The sequence below is a fragment of the Cyclobacterium sp. SOCE241 genome (assembly GCF_056867545.1).
In genome coordinates this window covers 699,198-723,997 of the sequence record NZ_CP149779.1, presented here as the reverse complement: position 1 = coordinate 723,997, position 24,800 = coordinate 699,198, and the positions used below count along the sequence as shown (strand labels likewise).

The following is a 24,800-nucleotide window of genomic DNA, read 5'->3' as shown; positions in this document are numbered from 1 at the left end:
AAATTTGATTAATTTACTCCTTCTCGAATCAATTGAATGGCATCGATTCTTATTCTTGCATTTGTAATCAACTCAGCTAGCTCATTTTTCTGCTCCAAAGCTGTTCTTATTTCATCTGGTCTTATGGCATTATTTCTTTTATACAAATAAGCCAATCTCCCAATTTCATGATCTAAGGTATGGTTCATGTATTGAAGTCCTGAATCAATTTCTTTGTCCTTCATTTGGTCGGCTATTTCTTCTGCAGTCTTTATCATTTCAGGAAATATTTCATCAACGAATCTATCATTTCCTATCAACTCGGTGATTTCTCCTGACACCAATTGCTTGTTTAATAAACCAACTGGATAACTATCGGTAACTTCTTCTCCCAAATGATTTACGACTACACGTAAAGGTGTGTTGGGAAGAAACCGATCCACATATACACCTTCTTTTCCTGAAGTTTCGAGAACAAAAATTACTTCCATAAGTATTCCGGTTTTTGTTGTACCCTTAAGCCGCCCAAAACTAGCAGCTCCAGTACCCATTCCCAGCACCATATCAATCGCCCCTGTCACCATGGGATGGTCCCAACTGATAAAATCAATGTCTTCCCTACTCAAGGCCCGTTTTCGATCGAAAGTAATTGAAATCCCCTTTTCGGGTATAGATGGAAATGCTGTGTGATTGGCTTTACTCGGACGCAACCAATAAGTACGAGGAGCCAAATCTTCCATCTCAACTCGAAAATGTTCAAAAACCTCAGACATATAGTTTTCAAGTTTTAAATCCTTGTCTGCCTCATGAATTTTGTCTACCAATTCCATAGCAACCTTAGGTCTAAAAGAGTTCATTTCAAGTAACCTGTCTCGACCATTAGCTAAAGTTTGCTTAAGTGCTCTTTGGTAACTTGCAGTCTCCCTTATTAAGCTTTCTAGATCGGCAAAAACCTCATGTTTCATAGAAGTCATTGCTAGCTCAAATAACCGCTCTCCAAACAATTCTCCAATCTGGTTTCCACCTTCTATATTTTCTTCAAAAGCATTCAAACTTTCATGAAACCATCGTGCTAAAATTTCTTGGGGACTGCCTTTTAAAAAGGGCACATAAATACGAATTTTTTCTGCTTGTCCTATCCGATCTAACCGTCCTATTCGTTGTTCCAGTAGCTCAGGATGCAATGGTAAATCAAACAATACCAAATGATGCGCAAATTGAAAGTTTCTCCCTTCACTACCTATTTCGGAACACAATAAAACCCTTGCACCACTTTCTTCAGCAAACCAAGCAGCATTGCGATCCCTTTGTACAATATTAAGGTCCTCATGAAAAACCCCTACTTTTGCACTGCTAAGGTTTCGCAAGGCTTTTTCTAATGCCAAAACTTTCATTTTAGATCGGCAAATCAAAACCAATTTATTAGGATTTAGCTCTTCCAATAAATGTACCAGCCATATCACCCGAGGATCCTTTAAAAAATGAAAAGGATCTTTTGATTCCCTTCCAGAGCCTTTGTCTATTATAAATTCAGCTGACATGCGCTTAACCCATTCTTGCTGACTTGTTTCGGTTTTCAAAGGAATTAATTGAACTTCTCTGGTTGGAAAACCACTCATTGCAGCCCGGGTATTTCTAAACACTACCCTACCGGGGCCATGTTGATCCAATAAATCTTCAATTAGTTGATTTTCGCCTATTCGCCCTTGTTCCTCTAGTTTCGCAATTCTTTTATCGCCAAATAAACTCTTTAATAAGGCTTTGTCCTTTATATCTGCCTTTTCTCCTGATGCCAATTTTTCCACAATGTTGGCAATGGCAGTATGGTCTTGTGATTCATTGACGAAAACATCATAATCATTATACCTTTCTGGGTCTAACAATCTTAATCGAGCAAAATGGCTTTCGGCACCAAGCTGTTCAGGGGTAGCGGTTAATAGTAAAAGCGCTTTTGCAACTTTACTTAAAGCTTCTACAATAGCGTACTCAGGGCTGATATTTTCCAAAGACCATGACAAATGATGCGCCTCGTCTACTACCAGCATGTCCCAGCTTGCAGTGATAGCTTGCCTCGCTCTCTTTTGTGATCCTGATAGAAAGGTAGTGCTACAGAGTACCAGTTGATCATCCAAAAAAGGATTTCCCTCCGGAGCACTTTCATCCAATGCCTCACATCTTTCTTCATCAAAAATATGAAACCATAAATTGAAGCGTCTTAACATCTCCACAAACCACTGGTGGATCAATGAATCCGGAACCAATATGATTATTCGCGAAGCTTGACCACTTAACAATAACCGGTGCATAATAAGACAGGCCTCAATGGTTTTGCCAAGACCTACCTGATCGGACAGTAATACTCTGGGCGAATACCTTGAACTTACTTCATGGGCAATATAAAGTTGATGGGGAATAAGATCTATTCGACCTCCTACAAAACCATTTATCGGTGCAATCCTACGTTTATGGTCATACGCCAATGTTTTCCTGCGTAAGGCAAAAACCGCAGGTTTATCTACTTCCCCTAGTAAAAGTCTATCATCAACCCCATGAGTTATGGAAACATCTCCTAAATCTGCTTCTGATAAAGTGCCTTGATTACCTATATACACAACAAGTTCACCAATTTCTTGCACCCGTTCAATGACAAACGACCGTTTGTTGACATCCTTTACAGTATCTCCGGGTTTAAATATCACCCTGCGCAAAGGTGCATTATCTATTGCATACTGTCTCGTTTCCCCTGTGCTAGGGAAACTGACTTTCACTCGATTTTTTTGCTTCAATAATTACACCTACACCTAAGTCCGGCTCACCTTCACTTGCCCATCTTTGATTAGGATAGAAATCCATCATAAACACTATTGATTTAACTTACACCATAATAATCCAACAAAAGGATTCCTAAAAAAATGCAAGTTCTTTAATTTTTATCCGCTTCACTAAGAACTTTAGCTTTTTATTTTTGTATGGATTTCAGAATTCCCAATTTTTTTCCAATGATTAATTTATTCCTTTCGAATTAGCAAAAGTAAACCAGGTTATGCTGAGTCTTCGCTTTATCCTTAAAACACCATATATTTTACCTATGTTCGGTTCAGGTATAATTATTGCGACATAAAAAACTAAAAAAATCCTTAATGTTCTTTTGATAGTTAATTGTTTCTGAATTAGGAAATTAATAATTATTTAACCAAATACTTATTACACCTGAACGTTAAGATTAAATAAAATTTATCCTTAACCTATACCATGGCCCTTTTATTATTTTATCTTTTTATTGCCCTATTTATTTCATTTTTGTGTTCAATTATGGAATCGGTGTTATTATCTGTACCGGTATCATTTTTAAAGTCCCAGTCTAAAAGAGGGAACAGAAACGCAGATGCCATGCTTCATTTAAAAGAAGATATCGACAAACCTCTTTCTGCCATATTGTCTTTGAACACTGTAGCACATACAGTGGGGGCTGCTGGTGTGGGAGCACAGGCTACAGTACTATTTGGAGAAGCCTATTTTGGACTTATATCTGCCATCTTAACCATCCTAATTTTGATATTTACAGAAATAATTCCCAAAACCCTTGGGGCCAATTACAACAGAGATTTGATTGGCATTACCTCTAAAATCATTAGAGGTATGATTTTTATTACCTACCCATTGGTTTGGTTAGCTTCTATACTAACAAAATTACTTTCCAGAGAAAAAACTGTGCTTACTACCAGTAGAGAAGAGATTTCTGCCTTGGCCAGTATCGGTACTCAAGAGGGTATTTTTGCGGACAAAGAGAATAAAATTATTCAGAATTTAATCAAACTTAAAAATTTAAAGTTAAAGACGGTCATGACTCCTCGGATTGTTGTCGTAGCAGCAAATGAAGAAATGACTTTAAAAGAGTTTTTAAAGAACAAAGAGTTCTTGCATTTTTCAAGGATCCCTATATTTAAAGGAAATAAAGATAATATAACAGGCTACGTTTTAAGAGAGTATGTTTTCGAAAAGTTAGCGGAGGATCACTTTGACTTAAGGCTTATAGACATCAAACGTGAAATTTTGATATTCTCAAGTAATATCAGCCTATTTGATGCATGGGAAGAAATGCTTCAAAAAAAGAACATATTTCTTTGGTCGTAGATGAATATGGAGGGATGGATGGAATTGCAACCCTTGAGGATATCATAGAGACATTGCTAGGGTTTGAGATTGTGGACGAAAAGGATAAAATCGAAGACATGCAGCAATATGCCATGAAACGATGGAATGATAAACAAAAAAAATACAAAATGCTGGATAATGATGATTAACCATCCTGCCAATTTTAAAATGTTTATAATAATTGAGCATTCAATTTATACCATAAGCTGTTCAGCTTAAAAAAGCTGGTAAATTGTAGAAACTTAACAGATAAGATTTTGCCAACGAAATTACTCAACTTAGAACTTCCGCTGACAAAATCTAATCTATAAAAGAAGGGTAACACCCTCAGATTTTTAGAGTAGCCTAAATAGCATTTCCTTCTCCCAAGAATAAATACGGATTAAATAATGGGATTCTTATTGATGTTGTAGTCGAAAAAAACAGGCTGTTTATAAATTTAAGTAGCTCGTTGCCAAAATGAAAGTTGGTCCAGTAAAGAAGCGCTGACTTTATCTTGATTTCAACTCGAATTTGAAGGGCTGATACCTATTTCGGAATAAAGCTCCTTAGGAAACACCTACTGCTGAATGCCTTTAATTTAGGTTTGTTAAATTTCTATACCATTTTACAATTAATCCCCTACCTAAAATAAATAGTAAAAAATAAAGCCTCCAAAAATCGCAATGGATATAATAGAAATTACAAAAGCTACAACTGCCTTCGGTTTTAACATAGATGATACAATCGCAATCTCAGGAAGACTGGCTCCTGTCCCTCCGATAAGTAATGCCATCGCTGCCCCCATACTCATTCCCTTGCCAATCAAAACATTAAGTAAAGGTATCGCCATCTCGATACGTAAATAAAGTGGCACACCTACTACAGCAGCTAAAAATATAGCCATTGGGTTGTCATTGCCTAAATAATTTTCCACAAATGTATCAGGAACAAAGACAACAGAAATAGCACTAATGATTGCCCCTATAATAACATAAGGCATAATTCTTTTAAACAATGACCAAGCGAAATCCAATGCTTCTCTAACCTTTTCATTTTTTATGCCATTGAATTGACTTTGAGAGGTCGCAGAACAAGAGTTCACCTGATTAAACTCCTCACAACTTGTTTTGGTTTCCACCACTGCAGCGCAAGCGGTTTCTGATTTTACTACCACCTGACTAACTTCACTACAAGAAGTGGTTCCGCAACTTTGGATTTCGGGGTATTTTCGCCGCATCCTTTATTATTGGGTTTGGTATCAAAAGTTTTAATGTGATTTACAAGAAATGAATTACCGGCGATGGTACCAAAAATTATAGCTCCGATAAAGACTATTAAAAAATAAACTATGGCAACTTGTAGGCCAAAAACTGCAAAAATAAATGCCACAACTACGAAATTGGCCAAAGGTGCTGACAGTAAAAAGGAGAAAACCATGGAAAGCGGAGCTCCCATTTCAAGCATTCCCATTGATACAGGCACCATTGATGCACTGCAAAATGGAGTAGGAATTCCTAAAATAGCCCCCATCACACCACTGTATTTTCCTGTTTTACTAAGTCTTTTCTGTAACTTTTCTTGAGGAATATAAGCCCGAACAAAACCTGTAAGGAGGGATACCAAAGCTATAATAAAGAGTAAGGCTACACCCACATGGATAAACTCGTCTACAGCTAATTTTAAATTTTCATTCATTGATAATCGTGTTTATTTGGTTATGAAATATATTAATTAACATATGCGCATTTGCGCATATAAAAGGTCAAAAGAAATTATATTATTTTTTGAGCTAAATGAAATAATAATTTAGGATTTCCGTGCCAAAAGTTTTTGCTGACACCGTTCAATTTCAATGGCCATTTCCTTTTCAGGTAAAATGCTTATGGCTTTTTTAGGTAAGATAAAAACTCACTGTCTGTCTCTTTTATATAATAGTAAACCCATTTTCCTTCTTTACTTTCTTCAAGTAAACCGGCTTTACTAAGAATCCTCAAATGACGAGAAACATTATATTGAGGAACATTTAACACATCAACTATTTCCGAAACACATGTTTTTGAATCCATGTTAATCAATAGCCAAATTATTTTTAGGCGGGTGATCTCAGACAAGGCTTTAAAAAGAATTATGCTGCTTTGAATACTTGGCATGCTTTCGACAGTTACTAAATAAGATTTTAAATAAATTGAGTTTTCAATATTCCCAATTGAACCCAAAACCACATATGCACTATTCCACATATGTTTTACAAACATAATTCAATCCTCTTAAAAAGCCAAATTGATATTAAAAACCTTTCAATTCCTTTCTGTCTTGCACTAACAATCAGTCAAAAAACATATTTTTTTTAGTGAAAAAAGCAGGTAGATTAGTAAGTTAATTAGTCAATTTTATCAAAGAATCTTATCGCTTGTAAGACTCAAAACCAGATTCCCATGCACCAATTGCTATTTGATTATATTTCTAAATACATGCCCTTGACATCCGAGGAAAAAAATGTTATTCTAGAATTAAACTTATTCAGGGAAATAAAGAAAGGCACCCTTTTACTTGAAGAAGGACAGCAATCAGATTTGGGGTATTTTGTATTAAAGGGTTGTATAAGAAAATATTATATTATTGATGGAGAGGAAAAAACCACCAATTTTTATACTGAACTGCAAGGTGAAGTTCCGGAGTGCGCCATAAATAAAAAGCCTTCTAGTTATTATCTCTCTTGCATTGAAGACTCAATAATCTCTGCTTCTACCAGTGAACTTGATGATGAAATGTTTGCTAGATTCCCTCGATTTGAAACCCTATGCCGAATTATTTCGGAAGAATTATTGCAAAAAAGTCAAAGCTCTCTTGATAATTTTAAGTACTCCCCTCCTGCCAAACGTTATGAAAACTTAGTAGCAACGAGGCCTGATTTGATTCAAAGGGTACCACAACATCAATTGGCAAGTTTTCTGGGAATTACCCCACAATCCCTTAGTCGTTTAAAAGCAAGGCTTCAGAAAACAAAAAGGAATTAAACTCATTTCTTACCTTAAGTGAACGTTTTTTAGGCAGCTTACCCCCCAACTTTGCATTATCTTTTAACTTAAAACATTAAAAATAATGCAAAAATTGACAATAATAATTTGCTTCATTTTATTAAGCGTCTTTCCTTTCCAGGTAAAAGCGCAATATGCAAAACAGGATACTACCCATAGCAAGTTCTTCGTTGGGAGCACCTTCTTTGTGTTTAGCAATTTAATACCTGATGACAACTCCCCAGACTTTGCCCAGTTGAACTTAGGGTACCGCTTAGGCCCTAAAGATGCCTTGTCTTTAGAGCTAAAAACCTGGAAATATGCCTGGTCACTAGGGATTCCTTATGGGGATTCTTTTGAAGCACCCGAAGAAAAGTTTCCAGGCTATATTAGGGAATTTGGATTTGCCTTGGCCTACCAACGCTTTTGGTGGAAGGGCTTATATACTGGCCTTCACGTAATGAATGGCTGGCAAACTTTTAAGGATGAAGAAAACAAAAAAATAAAAAATGGCTTCCAAATTTTCAATACCTACCGGATTGGTTACCACTTTAAGTTATTCAAGGACAAATTCTTCATAGAACCGTCCATTGCAGTCACTCATCGCCCCTATCATACCGAAATGCCTGAATCGTTTAAGCAATTGGACGATAAATGGTCGAAATTTCAAATAGGTGAACCGGGACTTCATTTTGGTTATAATTTTTAATTTTAGTTTTGGCTGAGCAGCCGGTCTTATTCCATTTGTCAGCATTGTTCTTCAAAAAATTTACAATGCTGACAAATTCACTTTTCCCAACTTTTTTTAAAAAGCAACTAGGTTTAACTTTTTCGTTCCCTTGAACTCCACTGAAATACAGTTTCAATATTTTCATCTATTCATTGGTTGGCAGCCGATCCCTTGTGCAACTAAAGGGACTTGTACGTTTAGATAACTCTCTGTATATTAGACCAACAAACCTAAAGATAACGAACAGATTTTATAATTTTAGTCAGGAGAGTAGTATCTGTAGGATTTTTGCCTTTATAGAGTATTTTTATGAAGCTTCAAAATGGCAATTACTAGACTACCTTTTTTATACCAACTTTTGCCATCGAATGTCTCTCCAAAAGCCACCTTTTTAACAAAATGAATAACCATGTCTACAGTAAACCCAAATTCTCAACATGTACCATATGGTCCTAAACAAATTCCGTGGATTGATCAGGTACCCCAAGGCGCCGTTGTATCCAGGCCAAGTAATGACCCAAAAGAAGTGTATACTCCAGTACCTCCTAAGGATGTATGTGGAAATTTTCCAAAAATAGAATACAGTCAATTTGAAATCCCTCCAACAGGTTTGACCGAAGAAGAACGAGCAATAGCCTTGTCTTCTTTTAAAGCGTTTATTGAAACCCAACATTCCAATTTCGCAGGGTTTCAAGGAAATCAGGATCAGAACTATGCAAATCGATTTCCATACCTTATGGACATGCATGCCAACAATATTGGGGACCCTTTTAGCAGTGGCCGTTATACCCTTAATTCAAAATTTTGCGAGCGGGCAGTATTGGACTATTTTGCAGCGTTATGGAACAACAATTGGCCTCACACTGCAGCTATAGATCAACAGGATGCAGATTCAAGGTATTGGGGGTATGTGCTTACAATGGGATTTACCGAAGGAAATATTTACGGGTTGTTCAATGCCAGAGATTACCTTAAAGGCAAGACCATTCTTGAAGACCAAAAAACAAATGCGCAAATTGATGCTTACACCAGAAGGGGAAGAGAAACAAGAGGCCAACATTTTTCTTATAAGGCTCCTATAAAAAATGAGGAAAGTTCTGAAAACGCCTACACCCCTGTGCTCTTCTATTCGGAAGATGTTCATTACTCCATACAAAAGGCATCGCATTTGCTTGAACTGTCTACATTTCAGCAAATAGGTGAAGAAAAATTTCCCGGTCAATGCCCCATAACTGGTAATGGAAGTTGGCCTGAAATGGTTCCTTCCCATGATTTTGACAAAGACAATCCGCAATCCGGTTCGGTAAAAATTGACGAATTAAAAAAACTGGTTCATTTTTTTATAGATAAAGGCTACCCTGTAGTTGTTGTGGCCAATATTGGTACTACTTGGAAAGGAGCTTATGATGATGTTCCTGCAATTAATGCCATGTTTGAAGAGCTAGGCAAAGAATATCCATGGCTTTGGGAACGAAAGGTGGTGTATGGAAAAGACGAAGAAGGAAATCCATTATTTGATATAAGAAGAGGCTTTTGGCTCCATGTGGATGGGGCGCTCGGTGCAGCTTACCTTCCCTTTGTGGAAATGGCCCACAACCGCAATCTATTGAATGAAAAAGGCCCCATATTTGATTTTCGTAATCCGGCGGTGATGAGCGTAGGTTGTTCCATGCATAAATGGCTTGGTGGGCCTTGGCCTTCGGGTATCTTTATGACGCGAACCGGCTATCAACTTTTGCCTCCGGATGCTGCAAGTTCTTTTTAGGAACGCCTGACACTACACTTGGAGGTTCTCGGTCTGCTTTTTCGCCCATGATCCTATGGGATTATTTTTCTAGAATGAGTTATGAAGACAATATGAATAAGGCCGTTGAAACAGAAAATATTTCGGCCTATCTGGAGGCAGAATTGTTTAAATTTGAATCAGAATTAAAAGCTAAATTTGGTAACGAAGTGGATCTATGGATTGCCCGGTCCCGCTTAAGTCTGACCGTGCGTTTTCGTTTGGTCAATGAAACTTTAAATTACAAATGGTCCTTAGATACGGATAGACTTTGGGTTCCTGTCAATGAAAGTGAACGGCAGTTGCGTTCTTATTCCCATATTTTCGTTATGCACTCAGTTGGCAAAGAACGGATTGATGCTTTTTTGGCTGATTTAAGAGAAAACTGTAAAACAGATTGGCATATTGCCTTTCCGAAGATAGATTTAAGTGCTGTACCACCAGCCCCAAACCCGGAATTCCAAAAAAATAATTTCATTCTAAAATAGAAGAAATTATGCCTTTCTAATTTTTAAATATGCCCTTTCAAACTAACTTTAACCCGGAATAAGTAATGGGATTCTCCTCCCTGGCATATTCCGGGGTAAAGCCTCGCCCGCCTATGTTAACGGGTAGCTGTTTGGAGATTATAGCAAAGCACCGATAAGGTGAAAGTGAAAGCAGCAACGAAGTGGTTGATTTTGAAGCGATTTCACCACGTTATTAATTCTCTATTGCAAGATTAGGGTTTAATTCACCCGGATTTTTAAATTAAAATAAAGGAAATAGTTTAAAAAATTAAAAACTTTGCGCGGAGAAATAACATGCTTTTCCTATTAAATGAAAACTACTTATTTTATTCAACTAAAGTAGGTTGAATATTAATTTTTTAAAAAAGATAAAATGTGCTGTGAAAGTGTTTTAAAACATGTATTACTTTTTTCTGCCATCCTATTCATTTCAATTTCTTGTGAGGAAGACAGCTCGGTACCAATTGTAGGGTTGGATCAAACTAACCCGATTATTGAAATAATAGAACCTTTAAATGAGGAAATAACTTCTGAAACTTTTGAGGTGTTGGTAGAAGCCTCGGACAACATAGGTATTGAGAAGGTGGAATTATTTCTCGATAATCAGCTTGTAGGTAATTTATGGAGTCCACCCTATAATTTCATTGTAAATGCCAATGATTTTTCATCAGCAGAATATACACTTAAAGCTGTAGCTACTGACAGTTCAGATAATTCAGCTAGTATGGAAACCACCATTTTACTAATATTACCAACTATGAATACTCCTTTCCACCTTCAAGCATCAAAGGGTGAATTTGGTGGTAAAATAGTATTGAACTGGTTTAAAGACAATCAGGCAAAAAATAATCAAGTATTCAGATTAAATGAAACCTCTGATCAATATGAACTGATTGGTGAAACCGAGAACAATTACTTTGAAGATGTAAATATTCCTTCGAACTTGACAAATCATTATTACAAAGTAAGAGTCTATAATTCTAAAACAGAATTCAGTGAATACAGTAGCAAGGTGTATGGCTATACCAACGAAGATCTTTATGATGTCAAGACAACATTTGGTTCACAAGGCAGTGATAATGGACAATTTTATTTCAATGAACATGTAAGTGTAGATGCCACAGATAATATTTATGTGGCTGATGTAAATGCTAATAAAATTGAAATGTTCAATATGACAGGGGATTATATCAGGAAGTTTAAAACTATCCAATCACCGAGAGACATTCACTTTTTGAAAAGTGGAAATGTGATCATCACAAGGTCAGATGAAAATAAAATCTCCATTGAAAATAAAGAAGGAGCTAAGATTGTGGAATGGGGTGGAACAGGGAATGGAGATGGCCAATTTAAATATTTCAGGCAAATAACTGTAGATAAAGATGAATATATATATGCAGTAGATCATGCGAATCACCGAATCCAAAAATTTGATAAACAAGGAAATTTTATTTTAAAATGGGGGCATAATGGCACCTCCAACGGAACATTTCAATACCCTTGGGGAATTGCAGTTATGGGAGATAGGGTATTGGTTTCTGATAATAATGCACTTCAGGTTTTTGATCTAGAAGGTAATTTTATCCAAAGAGTTATTATTCCAGACATTCCAAGAATTTACGATATTGCCGTAAAGGACGAAAAAATATACTTGGCATGTTCCAAGGTAATTATTAGAACTGATATCCACTTTAATATAATTGAAAGGATCAAAGAAGATTATTTCTCAATTGCTTCGGGTATTGATCTCAATTCAAAAAACCAAATCATTGTGAGTGATGTTGGCGATAGAAGGATTATTATTTTAGATGAAAACTAGCTATATTTTTACCGGAAAATTGAATGCCGAAAGAAAAACTACCAATCACAATTTAATTTAGAAGCCCCTACCTATGCAAAATAGCTTCCTTTTAAGAGATTAAATAGCCCATTTATGAAACGAATTGATGTAGTTGCAGGTATAATCCTATTTAAAAATCGCATATTATGCGTCCAAAGACCCGAAAGCAAACAACAATATATTTCGAAAAATTTGAATTTCCGGGAGGAAAAATTGAAACAGGGGAAACTCATATTGAAGCTCTGCGTCGTGAATTACTGGAAGAATTGAATTTATCTTTCAGCAATCAATCTTATTTTCTCACTGTAATTCATCAATACCCCAACATAGAAGTTACCCTGCATGCCTACCTTTGTCGGGTTGATTCGGACGAACTTAAACTTCATGAGCACATCAGCCTTGAATGGCTAAAAACTGAAGAGTTGGACACACTGGATTGGGCAGCAGCAGATATACCCATCGTGCAAAAATTACAAAATAATCAATGAAACACATTTTACTATAACCAAAAAATGAATCCTATTTCCACCTTTGTAACCAAATTTGATCAATTGAACTTGTGGGATAAAAAAGTAGAATTAGAGCGAAAGGAACACTTAAAGATCAAAGGGAGTATTGATACAAATCTTTACTTTGTGAAAAGTGGAAGTTTGAGAATTTATGTGTTGGAAGAATTCGAAGAAAACTGCATTCGGTTTGGTTATAAAAATAACTTTATCGCAGCTCTAGATTCCTTCATTACTGAAAAGCCGTCAGATTTATACATTCAGGCAATTAAAAAAACAGAGTTAAAAGTTATCAGAAAAACTACCTTTATGCGCTTCGTTCAAAGCAGCATAGAATATTCCAATACCTGGCAACAGATGCTCGGAGAGTTGATCTACCAACAGATGGAAAGAGAGCGAGATATTTTAACAAGCTCACCTCTAAAAAGGTACAAAAGAGTATTGGCCAGAAGTCCTCAATTGTTTCAGGAAATCCCTAACAAACACATCGCTTCTTACTTAAGAATGACACCGGAGACATTGTCTAGGCTAAAAAAATCTTGATCTAAATCAATGTTTTACAATTGATTTACGTCGAATTTTGTTAAAAAAACGATGAAAATAGCCTCAGAAAAATTAATACAAGATTTGGTGGAACGAACACGGATTAACATCAATCAGGTTAAAAAATTCAATAGCTTATCCGTAGAAATACTGAATCAAAAACCCGGATCGGAAAAATGGAGTATTTTGGAATGTATAGAACATCTGAACCTTTATGGAGATTTTTATATCCCGGAAATTAGCAGAAGCATAGGCAAATCAAAAACCGAATCAAATGCAACCTTCAAATCCGGTTTTCTTGGTAACTATTTTGCCAAAACCATGCTTCCTAAAGAGAAATTGAACAAAATGAAAACCTTCAAGGACAAAAACCCTATAGGTAGCTCACTGGACAAAACAACTCTCCAGCGGTTTCTAACCCAACAAGTACAGCTATTAGATCTTCTCGAAAAGGCAAAAATGGTAGACCTTAACAAAACCAAAACGGCCATCAGTATCTCAAAATGGATTAAATTGAAATTAGGTGATACTTTTAGGGTTGTCATTTACCACAATGACCGTCATATGGTACAAGCCAACAAAATTCTACAATAACAAATAGGTAAATACCTGCGAGAAATTATTTATTCAGAAACTTCAATGCCATTGTGAACAACATTGTGTCCCCAATCTGCTATGGATTGAACCACCGGAATCAATGTTTTTCCAAAATCGGTCAGGGAATAAACTACCTTAAGAGGGGTTTACTGGTATATACCTTTCTTTTAATAATACCATCTTCTTCTAAGGTTTTCAATTGCAAGCTTAAAGTACGCTCTGTAACTGTGGGCATTTCTTTCCTCAGTTCATTGTACCTCATGGCTTCATTTCTTAGGTGAAACAGTATTACTGTTTTCCACTTACCACCGATTAGTCCCATCGTTAGACTGGCACAACAAGGGTATTCTTTGCCTTTAAATTTATACATTCTTTCAAAAATTTTATACTATCCAATTTGACCGTTATTGCAAAGTTATAACACTATCTTTACTTTTGCAACTATAAATCTTATAGTATAAAATTATGGACATAAAGAATGTATTAAACTGGCGATATTCCACTAAAGAATTTGATCCAAACAAGAAAATTTCAAAAGAAGATTTTGACCAAGTAAAGGCACTTTTAAGGATGAGTCCTTCTAGTACAAATTTACAACCTTGGCATTTTATTATTGCATCAACTGAAGAAGGCAAAAAACGAATTGCCAAAGGAACACAAGGGTTTTATTCCTTCAATGAATCCAAGGTATTAAATGCTTCCCATGTCGTATTATTTTGTTCAAGAATCACTGCAGATGAAGACTATATGCAACATGTTTTGGCCGTGGAAGACCTGGATGGTAGATTTCCAAATGAACAGGTAAAACAAGGTATGCATGGCGGTAGAAATGCCTTTGCCAACATCCACAAATACGATTTGAAAGACCTACCACATTGGTTAGAAAAACAGGTTTATTTAAACATAGGCAATTTCTTACTCGGAGTGGCTGCTCTTAACATCGATGCAGTACCTATGGAAGGTATTGACGTAAAAGCATTAGATGAGGAGTTTGGTTTAAGAGAAAAAGGATTTACTTCAGTAACCGCCGTTTCCATAGGTTACCGGACAACCACAGATTTTAACACTACAGACAAGACACCAAAATCAAGACTACCAGAGCAAGAAATTTTTACCCTTGTCTAAACAGTAATGATGCTAACAGGCTTACCCTAATTATCATTTGGTTACCCAATTCAGAATTACATTGGGTATGAAAGTAATTACCTACCGATGTGCTAATAAAAATGACCCTGATTGGGTCATTTTTATTTTTACGTCAAAATAAAATCATTTTATAAAACACTCAAAAGGCATATCCTTATAAATAAAAGATTATCACACCGATTTTAACCATTTTGAATAAACAATGCATTATCCCGGATTATGTAATTGGATTCGTAATAAGTGTTGCAATTGCAAGAAAATCAGACTGTTTTCAATTTTAGCATAGCACCGCTATGCTAAAATTGAAAACAGCAACTAAGTAGCTGATTTTAAAGCGATTTCAGCACGTAATAGAATGTCTATTGCATATTTCGGGATTATCTACTACTTGTTGTAAATATAACTTTTATTAGGACTAAAATCCCATTAAATTAGGGACATAAAAATTAGCCAGCTACCTATAAGCCAATACTTAACTATCAAATGGAAGTTGAAGCCTAAGCCCACAATCTTTACCGAAGTAGGGCAGCCATTGCAATGAACTCAGATAATAAAACCATGCAATTCCTTGTAGCGTTCCTCCTCATTATTTTTCAAGTTCATTTAAATTATGGACAAACTTCCTTGGCTAAAATAGACCTAGACAAAGGCCCCTATAGCGTTGGATTTCTGCATTACACCAGCGCAGACAGTTCCAGAACCTACAGTAGAATTTACGATTATAGCAATGAAAAAATCGCAAGGCCCATTCCTACAAGCATATGGTATCCTTCTTCCCAAAATGTTGACAGTATAGCAGCCCTACGGGTTCTTGATTACCTTCAGATTTTAAAAGAGGAAGAGGAATGGGAAAACCTTCCCAATGAACAAATATTGAATTGGTTTTATTATGCCAACAGTCCCGCCAACCAAGCCCATCTTAAGGAGAAAACCAATGCTTATACTGATCTGAAAAAGGCCAAGGGAAAATATCCATTGGTTGTGTATGCACCAAGTTTTCAAGCTTCCTCCATTGAAAATTTCGCCCTGTGCGAATACCTGGCAAGCGAGGGTTTTATAGTCATTTCCAGTCCCAGTAGAGGAACGGATACGAGGTGGTTTGGAAATAACCTGGCAAAGGAAATAGAAACCCAGGCCAGAGATGTTGAGTTCCTGATTAGAAAGGCCATGCAACTCCCAAATGTTGATCCCAATAAAATCGCTGTCATGGGCTTTAGTTTTGGCGGCTTATCCAATGTTACTGCCCAGATGCGCAATGAAAACATTAAGGCCATTGTCAGTCTGGATGGTACCGAAAGGTACCAGTATGCTTTATTGAAAAAATCCCCTTCTTCGATTTGAACAAATTGGATGTGCCCTACTTACATATGGCCCAAAAAGACATTCCTGAAATGGTGCTCAAGGAAGACAAGATTGACTCGACTCTTAATACTAGGTTTGATTTATATGACAGCCTATCCCTCAACCGAACTTATCGACTAAAATTTCTTAATTTAACCCATGCGTATTTCAGCACCCTTGGGGTTCTTTTTGAAGTTCGAGACACCAGACAAGACAAAAGTGATCTTGAAATAATGAATGCTTATAAATGGGTATCAATACTTAGTTTGAGTTTTTTGAAAGCCTATTATTGGATGATAATATGGCAAAAAAACCTTCAAAGGCCAGTTAGAGCAGATTTCAACAAATAATAAAATCATAAGCTACCAAAAGAAGGGGCAAAAAAGCACTGCCTTTACTTTTATTGATTTCAATGATTTGGCTGCTGCAAAGGATTACAATGGACTATGGGAACTATATGAGCAAAGTAAAATTAAACACCCCAACCTTAACCTTCCGGAAGGAAGCTTAAATACCCTAGGACTTCAATTGATTTTTAATTCCAAAACCTCAAATCAAGGGGTGAATGTATTTAATTTGGCAATCAGATTATACCCCAAATCAGCCAATTTATATGATAGTTTGGCTGAGGGCTTTCTTTATTTAGGCAACCATAAAAAAGCCATTGTAAATTTTAAAAAATCACTTGATTTAAACCCTCATAATCAGAATGCCATAGACAGACTCAAGTCCCTTACAGCTACCCCTTAAATATTCACAAAAGCCTTAATCCTACTTTCCATGAACATTACACGTACTTATCATTCTTACATCATCAGTCTTACTTTGGCCTTTAGTGTGTGTTTTTCTTGTACTTCCAATAAAAAGGAAATAAAAGAGGAAAGGTCTCCGAATATCATATTTATTTTAAGTGATGACTTGAGTTGGGGAGACTTAGGCTGCTATGGGCAGGAAAAAATCAAAACCCCAAACATTGACAGAATAGCCTATGAAGGAATCAAGTTTACCAATGCCTATGCAGGTAGTTCTGTTTGTGCTCCTTCCAGATCTTCTCTGATGCAGGGATTGCATCAGGGACATGCCAGAGTAAGGGGAATTCGTACCAATCGTACCGTGAATCTTTACAAGAAGGAGATTATACCGTTGCCATGTTGCTCAAAGAAGCAGGTTACAAAACCGGCCTGTTTGGGAAATGGGGTTTGGCCTTGGAAAACCAACCTGGAATCCCCAATAAGATGGGTTTCGATGAATTTTTCGGTTATCTCAACCAACGCCAAGCCCATACCTATTACCCTCAATTCTTGTATCACAATCAAGAAAAAGTATTTTTCCCAGGGAACCAAAACCACTATGAAATTGAAAATTATTCCAAGGCCAGTGCTTATGATGAGGAAGGGAAAGTTATTCCAAACGGCATCAAAGACCCCTCTTCCGCTGTTTATTCCTTTGATATCATCAACGAAAAGGCCTTGGATTTTGTTAAGGAAAACAAAGACCAACCTTTCTTCTTGTACCTCGCCAATACAGTGCCCCATGGACCACTTATCGTACCTGAACTTGGAGAATATAAGGACAAAGACTGGCCAATCCAACACAAAGAGTGGGCGGCTATGGTTTCCCGTATGGATACAGAAGTGGGCAAATTAATGAACTTATTGGAGTCCTTGGGCTTGGATGATGACACCATCATATTCTTTGCTTCAGACAATGGGGATTCAAGTCATGGCTATGAAAAAAGGTACCTCGATGTCAAAGAAGGCCCTACATTGAGTGAGTTCTTCAATCACCAATCCCCTACAAGAGGACATAAAAGCAATGAGTACGATGGGGGTTTTCATGTACCTGCCATGGCACGTTGGCCAGGTCATATTGCTCCTGGTTCTGAAAGTGATCATATCTGGGCTTTTTGGGATTTCCTTCCCACGGCAGCTGAATTGGCTAGAGTTAGCCCTCCTGCAGGTTTGGACGGCCTCAGTATTTTACCAACCCTTACAAGCAGTGGAGTACAAAAGCAACATGAATACCTTTACTGGGAGCACAATCAAAATCAAGCCATCAGGTTGGGGGAATATTATGCCCACAAAGCCAATGGTAGTCCTTTGGAATTGTACAATTTGGTAGCTGACCCACAACAGCAAAATGACATCAGTGATGACAATACGGAGATGGTGGAAAAAATCAATAAAATGATGGCTGATGCCCATCGGCCCAGCGATGTATGGCCAAGCCCAGGTGAAAGTAAGGAAGCTTTTCAGAAAAGGATGGAAGAGCAAAACATTCCTAAAAAACCCAATAATATTGGCCATTTTTAGGGAGGAAATAAAATGGAAATACAAAAGGGAAATGGCTTTAAATCTTAAAATTCGAAAACAACCAACCGGAACATTTGTAATTTTTTAATTATTTAAAAAAAACCATTTTCAGTTTAATTATCTTATCCTTAATCCATAAAGACTGCCTGAGTATCCGGGTTTTATCTATTTTTCCTTTAACTATTAAAAACTTTGAATAAATTCGAGGGATTTTTTCCTTTAGCCCGTCTAACTTATTAAATGATTCTATTCAATAGCAATTTTTAATTTTAGGAATAATGAAAGTCCCAAGTTTATTAACACTCGTTTTTGTAGTATCAAGCCTTTTGTTTTCTTCATGCGCCAGTGATGAAGAAACTTGTACTGAAACTACATGGTATCAGGATTCAGATGGTGACGGTTTGGGAAATCCAAGTGTAAGTACCACATCTTGTACCCAACCCAGTGGATATGTGGCAGACAGCAATGATGATGATGACTCCATTGCAACCTCCACGGGTAGTACACCTGTTGCAGCCTTCGATGAATTCAATGAAGACGCGGTGACTGTTTCTTTTGATGGCGATGAGATAACCATTGAATCCAACGGATTGCCAAATCATACCTCACCCTACTGGAGCGAAAGCAACAGCTTGTATATAGCACCAAGTGTGGCCAATGAAAGTCAAATGTCTCCAGGTACTATATCAAGCACGAGTTACACACTTACTGTGCAAGCTACTCCGGAGAAGGCTTCTTCTACGTCAGCTACAGGATTGGGGGCTATAGGCATCGCTGTGACCGGAGCTCCAATTTTTAATGATGAAGAAGGTCCAAATATCGCATTATCTGCCAATGTAGCCTCTGGTTTCGACTATGCAGGTGCGCATATGGGACCTACCGGTTACCATTACCATTTGGAGGCTTCAAATGTGACGGAAAACACCACTTTGTCCTATGACGATGAAAAACTAGTAGGAATACTACAGGATGGTTTTTTACTCTACGGAAGAAAATGTGATGCTACAAGTGATCACCCTTCAGATTTAGACGCTTCAGGTGGACATATTGCTGCTACCCAACATAGTGATGGAGAAGAATTTTATCATTATCACATCATCAACGAGACCTATATAGGTTCATACATTCTGTTATTTGGTGTAGACCTTCAAGGCACTCCTAACACCATTATGTAAACTTGTTCTTTTTTGATTTATTGATTAGAACTTATCCAGTATTTCACTTAATGGAAGGGAACCAAGAAAATAACTAATAATCCATGAGAAACTTAATGTGTATCCTTCTAATTCAATTGATCTTCAGCTGTGGACAAGCCTCAAAAAGGATGATAAAAGCCTTAAACAGGAAACATTCACCCGCTTGGAGGTTCCCTCAAGTACGATCGATAAATCTAAGCTTGTTTATGACAACAAGATTTCGATTTGGACCTTAGATGGGGAAAAATTTTCAGGTTATGCTTTAACTTATTTTCCTGACGGCACTATAAAACAAAAGATGGGTATCCTGGAAGGTCGAAAGCAAAATGAAACCAAGGATTGGTATGCCAATGGACAAATCAAACACATAGCCCATTATCACAAGGGGAAATTACATGGTGAGAAAAAACCTGGTCTGCCGATTCAAGGCACCTTTTAATCTCCCACCTAAATTATAATTCAGGAAAGTTACATGGGGTGCAAAAAAAATGGTACTCCACAGGTGAGCTATTTAAGGTACTCAATATGAATATGGGCAAAGAGGAAGGCATCCAAAAAGCTTTTAGGGAAAATGGAGACCTCTTCGCCAATTATGAAGCAAAAGATGGCAGAAATTACGGGCTAAAAAGAGCTTTTCTTTGTGTAGGGCTGGAAGATGAAGTAGTACAGTATGAAAATTAAAAGATTTTTGCTCCAACCCGGATAATGTAATAGGAATCGTGATAAGTGTTGAAATCGCAAGAAAATCAGGCTGTTTGGATATTTTAGCATAGCACCGCTATGGTGAAATTGAAAACAGCAACGATTGGGTATTTTGAAGCGATTTCAGCACGTAATAGATTGGCTATTGAATATTTCGGGTTTAATCCGTCTTCATCCCTAATTTTTGGCTGGTCAAAATTTTAGAAAGAAACCTTTCTTAAAATTTTAAAAATTCGAAATTTCCCATTCCGCTTAGAAGGATTTGATGATAATTGATTTTCAAATAGATTTTGGGATAGTGAATATTTTTGGATTGTTATCTCATTTTGATTAGATATTCTTGCCATTCCCTAAAGAAACAGAGAAGCCTGAAGGGCTGAAACTATAATAGCCACGGGTGAAGCCCGTGGTAAAGGAAATCTGAACGAACTTGATTTTGGCGGTATTGTTGCACCTTTTCTGCAACAATGCTGACAAAATCATACTAACCGAAACGCTTTAAGAGACTAAATAATAAAATTACCCAGCTTTGTGGCTTTGGCTTAACAGGATCCAGTTCCTAAGTCTGCCCAAGCCATTGATTCCAATTCCATACTGAAGAAGAGACTTTTAACGAAAGTTGAAAACTTTTTTATGGTAGGTCTAAGTGACGCAACGCTAAAATTTGACCAGGTGCAAATCAGATGTAGGTCAACACTAAACTTACAAATCCCCTGAAGAGTCTGTGCTTTGGCTTTGATTTTCTAGAAACTGCAACAGCTGACGCTCCACAAAACTGTTATCATGGGGTACCATCTGCTTTAGTGCCTGATTAAACTCAAGATTTTTTACTTTATGATGCGAAAAAAGCTTTAACAACTTACCAAGCTGTGGCCCGCTCAATTCTTCAAGGATAGGAATTGAAGCATGCACAACAGATGGATGTAAATGAGGGGCATCAACCAATTTATCAAAAATCATGTTTTCAATGCTATAATCCACCTTGCCTATAAGACTGAAAAGATCAAGCTGCAAATGCTCTGATTCGAGTTGCTTTGATGAAAGTGATTTCAAAAGCAGGTAGGATTGAAAATGCTCCCCCTCAAGAAGTATCCTCCCCATGGATTCAATCACAGAATCATCCAAATCAGAAAGCTGAGCGATCCTTTCCAAAGCCCAGGTTTGGTCACTTTGATCTTTGCTCTGCAGGATTTTATTAAACAATGAGGAATTGAGCTGCTGCTCTGTCAGGCGAATCACTTCTTGTTGAATGGGACCATGGATCAGATTCCACAGCTTATGAGTAGTATAAGCAGCTCCGGGCACAATGTATTCAAACACGTCTTTCATTGTGGCGCCCGAAACGCCATCCATGGATTGGCTGACTGTATCCGGCTTTTTGACCAACTCCTCAAAAGTATAATTGCCCAAAGGTAGGAATGGATCAGCCAACAACTGATCCAGTTCCTCGTACTCTTCTTGAGAAAAGGGTTCATGGTCAAATTTACTCAAGAATTCTCCATCCACCAGTTCAAAGCCCAGGTACCTACCGGTAATGTTCCAGTAGATCAGTATATTCAGCGGTCGGCACTCATTTTCAAAACATACCCCTTCCTGAAATACTATATAATAATGTACAGGAGTACCCGTTGATGTTTTCACCTGGTAAATATCCTGACTTGATAAAGAATCATAAATAGAGGATACAATCACCTCAGAGGAATCAGTTAGCGGTATGGTGGATTGTTGAAAATATCGAATGTCCTCTCCATTTTCAAAAGAAAATGGGAGCAATAATGCACCAACCAAAAAGCCTTTGATCCAATTGATCATCTATTTATTTTTTGAATGAACAACTTACGCATTGGGTACTATTCCTCCATGTTCCTTTAGCATATTTTTCAATTCTGGAAGAGGAACATTTGCTGGTGTTACCTTATGTTTGATGGCCAATACTGCTGCGGCCGCTGCGGCCTGCGCCATTCCCATACAAGAAGCTTGAACACGTAGTGCGGAATTGGCCAGCCTGTCACTGCTTAGACAACGTCCGGCCACCAAGAAATTCTGGCTGTTTTTGGGTATCAATGCCCTCAGTGGAATTGTGGCAACCACGTCTTCCTTTAGAAATTCCTGGTAAATGGACTTCCCGTTTCTATGCAAATCAATTGGATAAAATGAATAGGACAAGGGGTCCTCAAATACTTTCCCTGTAACATAGTCATTATGAGTGATTTTATAGAGTCCGTCAATTCTGTAGGTTTCCCGAATGGCCGTCTCAGGTCGTGCATCCAATAATTTAATCTTTTCACAACCTGGGAATGTTCTTAATTTCCTAATCAATTGCAACAATGAAGCCCTTCCCTCCAGGTTGGCCTTTGTATGTAGCTCCGAAGTAGAGGAGTCAGCACCATGTACGTAGACATAATTATAAGGAGAAGTTGGAGGGAAATTATTAACCGATGATTCCACTTTCACATCACTATTGATAAGCATGTTTTGCTTGAGCCTGGAATGGTATTCTTTAGGAATCTTCGACAGGTCCAGCTTTTCCAAATCATAGCCACCTATTCTGAATACAAATGACCCTGGTTGGGTATCTTCTTCTCTCAAAAGCTTAAAACCTGCTATAGAGGCTGCGGTAGCATTACCGGTACAATCTATGATCTGATCACATATAATCTCATTGCTAAGCCCTTTACCCACTGTTTTCACAAACCATTTTCCATCTTTAAATTCGATACTTGTAGGCGTTTCGTAATAGTGAATATTAACACCTGCTTCCACACACTTTTCCTCCGCAATCAAGGCGTAAAGTGCTGGATTAACGGTTACCTGATGCCTCCAATGGCGAATGGTTGTATTATTGGGTATAATGGAGAAATTGGGTAGGATATCATCATTAAGATTTACGGCTTCCATCACCAGTTCCCATCCTATGCCTCCGATGACCTGTTTTCCCCAGGCATGGAAAATCCCGGGAAAGGAAACCCCTCCGGTAGTGGTTGTTCCTCCCAATTGGCTACCACTTTCTACTAGGGTTGTTTTAGCTCCTGCTCTTCCTGCCTGAATGGCTGCTACCACTCCAGCAGTACCACCACCAACAATCAAAATATCGGTTTCAATAGTTTTCTCCGTGATTTTATACGGCTTTTTTACTACCTCTGCTTTTGAAAGTGGTGAGGAGGCTAATCCAAGGGAAATGGCTCCCATGGTGGAAATCATCTTTCTTCGCTTCATATGTTTTGTTTTTAACCCTTTTAACATGCTTCTGTCATGTTGGTAAATGATTTCACACTATTTTTTATGCAAGAAATGCTACATTGAAATATCAATAACTGTTTTACGGTATCCCTCAAACTTTGATTCAACCTGGGTTTCAAACCAAGCCTAGTTATTAAGTAGACTAAGGTAAGGATTAGCATTGAAATTATATAGCCCTATGTCCTTGTAAAGGCATATATAATAAAAATCTAAATTTTGGCTAAAGTCATATTTTTTGATGGCACCCTATAAATGAGCTAACCAATTGAAAAGTCAATAACGCACTCGGAAATTCAAAAAACCGAAATCCCCCTTTAAAGAGGGAACAGGGGGATTTATTACGTAATTATCAATTACTTCGACCGGCGCCTGAGCCTATAGAAGGCATAGTTTTCGGAAACCCAGCCGGCGCCTAAGCTTGTCGAAGGCAGAGGTTTCGGATAACGAGATCATTACTACAACACGTGGTTTCGACAGGCTCAACCACCGGGGACGTACCGGCGCCTGAGCTTGTTGAAGGCAGAGGGTTCGAAAACCAAACCGGCGCCTAAGCTTGTCGAAGGCATAGGTTTTGAAAACCCAACCTGCGCCTGAGCTTGTCGAAGGTATAGGTTTTGAAAAACGGGATCATTACTACGACACGTGGTTTCGACAGGCTCAACCACCAGGGGCGTACCGGAGCCTGAGCTTGTTGAAGGCATAGTTTTCGGAAACCCAACCGGCGCCTGAGCTTGTCGAAGGTATAGGTTTCGAAAAACGAGAACATAACTACGACACATCGTTTCGACAGGCTCAACCACCGGGGACGTACCGGTGACTGAGCTTGTCGAAGCCAGACTTCCGAAGCCAAAGGATTTTACTTATATTGGTTATTTTACAGTGGAATACAAAAATCAAGTACAAATAACTAACATAAAATTGGTCAAAGAACTGTTCCTACGGAACAGCAATCCTTTTTAATTAAAAATATAACCATCCTATAATGAAAACAATGACCTGTAAACAACTGGGGGAGCCTGTGGGCTGGCCTTTCATGCCAATACCTTCGATGAAATGGCTGAGCTAAGCAAAAACCATGGCATGGAAATGTTTCAAAAAAGATCCCGAACATTTAAAAGCCATGAAAGAAATGCAGCAACTGATGCAATCTCCTGAAGCAATGAAAAAATGGTTCGATGACAAACGAAGGGAATTTGATGCATTGCCGGACAATAAATAATTA

At 37.6% G+C, this 24,800-nt stretch carries 27 protein-coding genes and 2 pseudogenes; 20 read left to right on the top strand and 9 right to left on the bottom strand.

What is annotated here, in order from left to right:
• Positions 1–8 precede the first annotated feature (8 nt).
• Complete coding sequence (gene rapA / locus WG932_RS03475; protein ID WP_483088567.1) at positions 9–2,747, bottom strand: RNA polymerase-associated protein RapA; 2,739 nt, start codon at positions 2,745–2,747, stop codon at positions 9–11.
• Positions 2,736–2,832: pseudogene (locus tag WG932_RS03470) on the bottom strand (hypothetical protein); the annotation flags it as partial. The pseudogene WG932_RS03470 and the gene rapA, both read right to left, overlap by 12 nt.
• 459 nt (positions 2,833–3,291) lie before the next feature.
• Here WG932_RS03470 and WG932_RS03465 point away from each other — a divergent pair.
• Both WG932_RS03465 and WG932_RS03460 read left to right on the top strand, forming a co-directional pair.
• Positions 3,292–4,113 (top strand): CNNM domain-containing protein, encoded by an 822-nt coding sequence (locus WG932_RS03465; RefSeq protein WP_483086969.1) that lies wholly within the window; start codon positions 3,292–3,294, stop codon positions 4,111–4,113.
• Positions 4,104–4,283 carry a hypothetical protein gene (locus WG932_RS03460; protein WP_483086968.1) on the top strand — a complete coding sequence of 60 codons (180 nt, stop codon included), beginning with the start codon at positions 4,104–4,106 and terminating at the stop codon, positions 4,281–4,283. Before WG932_RS03465 ends, WG932_RS03460 begins: the two co-directional genes overlap by 10 nt.
• A gap of 476 nt (positions 4,284–4,759) precedes the next feature.
• Here the strand turns inward: WG932_RS03460 and WG932_RS03455 are convergent, their stop codons facing one another.
• From WG932_RS03455 to WG932_RS03445, 3 genes are all read right to left on the bottom strand, one after another.
• Positions 4,760–5,290, bottom strand: a complete 531-nt coding sequence (locus WG932_RS03455; RefSeq protein ID WP_483086967.1) for a permease — start codon at positions 5,288–5,290, stop codon at positions 4,760–4,762.
• Entirely contained in the window at positions 5,284–5,811 is a 528-nt protein-coding gene (locus tag WG932_RS03450) for a permease (protein WP_483086966.1), read from the bottom strand. The genes WG932_RS03455 and WG932_RS03450 overlap by 7 nt, the downstream gene beginning before the upstream one ends.
• Before the next feature lie 185 nt (positions 5,812–5,996).
• Positions 5,997–6,371, bottom strand: a complete 375-nt coding sequence (locus tag WG932_RS03445) for an ArsR/SmtB family transcription factor (protein ID WP_483086965.1) — start codon at positions 6,369–6,371, stop codon at positions 5,997–5,999.
• Between the two features lie 180 nt (positions 6,372–6,551).
• On the opposite strand from WG932_RS03445, the gene WG932_RS03440 reads away from it, so the two are divergent.
• The 8 genes from WG932_RS03440 to WG932_RS03405 all read left to right on the top strand — a co-directional run bounded on the left by WG932_RS03440 (position 6,552) and on the right by WG932_RS03405 (position 13,638).
• On the top strand, positions 6,552–7,133 hold the full coding sequence (locus tag WG932_RS03440) for a Crp/Fnr family transcriptional regulator (protein WP_014022007.1): 582 nt from the start codon (positions 6,552–6,554) through the stop codon (positions 7,131–7,133).
• Between the two features lie 85 nt (positions 7,134–7,218).
• Entirely contained in the window at positions 7,219–7,842 is a 624-nt protein-coding gene (locus WG932_RS03435; protein ID WP_149392271.1) for a hypothetical protein, read from the top strand.
• Positions 7,843–8,272: 430 nt separating this feature from the next.
• A complete protein-coding gene (locus WG932_RS03430) occupies positions 8,273–9,628 on the top strand; it encodes a pyridoxal-dependent decarboxylase (protein ID WP_483086964.1) in 1,356 nt (451 codons plus the stop codon).
• Positions 9,556–10,134, top strand: coding sequence for a hypothetical protein (locus WG932_RS03425; RefSeq protein WP_483088769.1), 579 nt, complete (start codon positions 9,556–9,558; stop codon positions 10,132–10,134). The genes WG932_RS03430 and WG932_RS03425 overlap by 73 nt, the downstream gene beginning before the upstream one ends.
• Positions 10,135–10,528: 394 nt before the next feature.
• On the top strand, positions 10,529–11,974 hold the full coding sequence (locus tag WG932_RS03420) for an Ig-like domain-containing protein (protein ID WP_149392273.1): 1,446 nt from the start codon (positions 10,529–10,531) through the stop codon (positions 11,972–11,974).
• 167 nt (positions 11,975–12,141) lie between these two features.
• A complete protein-coding gene (locus WG932_RS03415) occupies positions 12,142–12,483 on the top strand; it encodes a (deoxy)nucleoside triphosphate pyrophosphohydrolase (protein ID WP_483086963.1) in 342 nt (113 codons plus the stop codon).
• 24 nt (positions 12,484–12,507) lie between these two features.
• On the top strand, positions 12,508–13,044 hold the full coding sequence (locus tag WG932_RS03410; RefSeq protein ID WP_014022001.1) for a Crp/Fnr family transcriptional regulator: 537 nt from the start codon (positions 12,508–12,510) through the stop codon (positions 13,042–13,044).
• A gap of 51 nt (positions 13,045–13,095) precedes the next feature.
• Complete coding sequence (locus tag WG932_RS03405) at positions 13,096–13,638, top strand: DinB family protein (protein ID WP_014022000.1); 543 nt, start codon at positions 13,096–13,098, stop codon at positions 13,636–13,638.
• A 29-nt stretch (positions 13,639–13,667) separates the two neighbouring features.
• On the opposite strand, the gene WG932_RS03400 is transcribed toward WG932_RS03405, so the two are convergent.
• Complete coding sequence (locus WG932_RS03400) at positions 13,668–13,763, bottom strand: hypothetical protein (RefSeq protein ID WP_483088566.1); 96 nt, start codon at positions 13,761–13,763, stop codon at positions 13,668–13,670.
• An 8-nt stretch (positions 13,764–13,771) separates the two neighbouring features.
• Positions 13,772–14,011 carry a winged helix-turn-helix transcriptional regulator gene (locus WG932_RS03395; RefSeq protein ID WP_483086962.1) on the bottom strand — a complete coding sequence of 80 codons (240 nt, stop codon included), beginning with the start codon at positions 14,009–14,011 and terminating at the stop codon, positions 13,772–13,774.
• 95 nt (positions 14,012–14,106) lie between these two features.
• Between WG932_RS03395 and nfsB the strand changes: the two genes are divergently transcribed.
• The 9 genes and pseudogenes from nfsB to WG932_RS03350 all read left to right on the top strand — a co-directional run bounded on the left by nfsB (position 14,107) and on the right by WG932_RS03350 (position 20,317).
• Positions 14,107–14,766: an oxygen-insensitive NAD(P)H nitroreductase gene (gene nfsB / locus WG932_RS03390; RefSeq protein WP_014021998.1), complete on the top strand. Its 660-nt coding sequence runs from the start codon at positions 14,107–14,109 to the stop codon at positions 14,764–14,766.
• A gap of 558 nt (positions 14,767–15,324) precedes the next feature.
• A complete protein-coding gene (locus tag WG932_RS03385; RefSeq protein ID WP_483086961.1) occupies positions 15,325–16,128 on the top strand; it encodes an alpha/beta hydrolase family protein in 804 nt (267 codons plus the stop codon).
• A complete protein-coding gene (locus tag WG932_RS03380; RefSeq protein WP_483086960.1) occupies positions 16,125–16,478 on the top strand; it encodes a hypothetical protein in 354 nt (117 codons plus the stop codon). Before WG932_RS03385 ends, WG932_RS03380 begins: the two co-directional genes overlap by 4 nt.
• Before the next feature lie 67 nt (positions 16,479–16,545).
• Positions 16,546–16,878 carry a hypothetical protein gene (locus WG932_RS03375; protein WP_483086959.1) on the top strand — a complete coding sequence of 111 codons (333 nt, stop codon included), beginning with the start codon at positions 16,546–16,548 and terminating at the stop codon, positions 16,876–16,878.
• A gap of 30 nt (positions 16,879–16,908) precedes the next feature.
• A pseudogene (locus tag WG932_RS03370) lies at positions 16,909–17,154 on the top strand (sulfatase-like hydrolase/transferase); the annotation flags it as partial.
• 5 nt (positions 17,155–17,159) lie between these two features.
• A complete protein-coding gene (locus WG932_RS03365) occupies positions 17,160–18,440 on the top strand; it encodes a sulfatase-like hydrolase/transferase (RefSeq protein ID WP_483086958.1) in 1,281 nt (426 codons plus the stop codon).
• Positions 18,441–18,718: 278 nt separating this feature from the next.
• Positions 18,719–19,615 (top strand): YHYH protein, encoded by an 897-nt coding sequence (locus tag WG932_RS03360; protein ID WP_483086957.1) that lies wholly within the window; start codon positions 18,719–18,721, stop codon positions 19,613–19,615.
• A gap of 97 nt (positions 19,616–19,712) precedes the next feature.
• On the top strand, positions 19,713–20,075 hold the full coding sequence (locus WG932_RS03355) for a toxin-antitoxin system YwqK family antitoxin (RefSeq protein WP_483086956.1): 363 nt from the start codon (positions 19,713–19,715) through the stop codon (positions 20,073–20,075).
• 38 nt (positions 20,076–20,113) lie between these two features.
• Positions 20,114–20,317, top strand: a complete 204-nt coding sequence (locus tag WG932_RS03350) for a hypothetical protein (RefSeq protein WP_483086955.1) — start codon at positions 20,114–20,116, stop codon at positions 20,315–20,317.
• A 723-nt stretch (positions 20,318–21,040) separates the two neighbouring features.
• On the opposite strand, the gene WG932_RS03345 is transcribed toward WG932_RS03350, so the two are convergent.
• Both WG932_RS03345 and WG932_RS03340 read right to left on the bottom strand, forming a co-directional pair.
• Positions 21,041–22,150 (bottom strand): hypothetical protein, encoded by a 1,110-nt coding sequence (locus tag WG932_RS03345; RefSeq protein WP_483086954.1) that lies wholly within the window; start codon positions 22,148–22,150, stop codon positions 21,041–21,043.
• 24 nt (positions 22,151–22,174) lie between these two features.
• Positions 22,175–23,554: an FAD-dependent oxidoreductase gene (locus WG932_RS03340; RefSeq protein ID WP_483086953.1), complete on the bottom strand. Its 1,380-nt coding sequence runs from the start codon at positions 23,552–23,554 to the stop codon at positions 22,175–22,177.
• Positions 23,555–24,653: 1,099 nt separating this feature from the next.
• On the opposite strand from WG932_RS03340, the gene WG932_RS03335 reads away from it, so the two are divergent.
• Complete coding sequence (locus WG932_RS03335) at positions 24,654–24,797, top strand: hypothetical protein (RefSeq protein ID WP_483086952.1); 144 nt, start codon at positions 24,654–24,656, stop codon at positions 24,795–24,797.
• The last annotated feature ends 3 nt before the right edge of the window (positions 24,798–24,800 follow it).